The organism is Pseudomonas sp. EA_35y_Pfl2_R5, assembly GCF_963970805.1.
Classification (GTDB): Bacteria; Pseudomonadota; Gammaproteobacteria; order Pseudomonadales; family Pseudomonadaceae; genus Aquipseudomonas.
On sequence record NZ_CAXAOW010000040.1, the window covers coordinates 1 to 1,064 of the forward strand.

1 protein-coding gene is annotated in these 1,064 nt (G+C 44.6%); it reads left to right on the forward strand.

The annotated features are described in order from the left end of the window. Positions 1-145 precede the first annotated feature (145 nt). A complete protein-coding gene (locus AACX99_RS22115) occupies positions 146-526 on the forward strand; it encodes a hypothetical protein (RefSeq protein WP_339414561.1) in 381 nt (126 codons plus the stop codon). Positions 527-1,064: the final 538 nt, after the last annotated feature.

Here is a 1,064-nt window from a genome sequence, read left to right on the forward strand (position 1 = left end):
CGAGCCAAAGGTTATTTTTCGTGAAATCACTATCAAATAGATCTACGTTCAAAACCTAACAAGTGGTTCAAACCGTTCGCTTCGCTCACTGGGACGGGCTAAAGCCCGCCCCTTAACCAAACGTTAGCCATCACAAGGAAATTTGATGCGAATCCTTCCGTTAGTATTTGTATTTCTTGCTGCCAACGTACAAGCAGAGTGCTGGCAGGTCGGCGATTTAAAAGGCGTCACTGCAAAATCGGCCGACAAATACTCAATAACTGAAGACGGCATGAGCAAGAAAATGTTCTTGGTGAATATCAAGGAAAATGCATCGTCCATAATCCCGAGCAGTGATCTTGAGTGCCTAAAAGTATCGAATCACTCTATGACATGCATATATCCAACGGAAAGTAAGGGGACCGTCGAAACCTGGGCGGTAGATCCCGCCAATAATATTGCTTATTACACAAAGTCAGTCAGCGGCTTTGGAATATTCGACGGTCCTACTATGCTCGTCGGAAAAATATTAGGAATGTGTGAGTAACGGCTAACTAGTGGTTCAAATCGCTCGCTTCGCTCACTGGGACGGGCTAAAGCCCGCCCCTTAACCAAACGTTATACGGATAGAAAATGATCTGCCCACACTGTCTAGAAGAGAACGATCTTACTTGGAGAAAATACTTGATGTCGCCGCTAGGTCGACATACTTGTTCCCTCTGTAAGAAAAAGTTTCGCATGCGGCATACCCTTAAATACTACGGCGCCATTCTTGGCTTGTGGTGTATAAGCGGTATATTCCCCAGCCTCATCGCCATAAACCTAGGCGCAACATTCAGCCAAGCATTTATTATTTATTGGCTGGTCGGCTTAAGCATAGTCATTCCATTTGATAGAAAAATCGACAACTCTTGGAGAGGAACTGTCATATCAGGTAGGTCACCATCCGTATAACAATTGGTTCAAATCGTTCGCTTCGCTCACTGGGACGGGCTAAAGCCCGCCCCTTAACCAAACGTTATGCGGCAATTCAAATAATGAATACTTTTTATAAATGGATCACGGCAATAACCATTCTTGCACAG

What these genes read in the sequence shown, in the direction of transcription:
- AACX99_RS22115 (WP_339414561.1), top strand. Translation starts at nt 146, where the DNA reads ATGCGAATCCTTCCGTTAGTATTTGTATTTCTTGCTGCCAACGTACAA.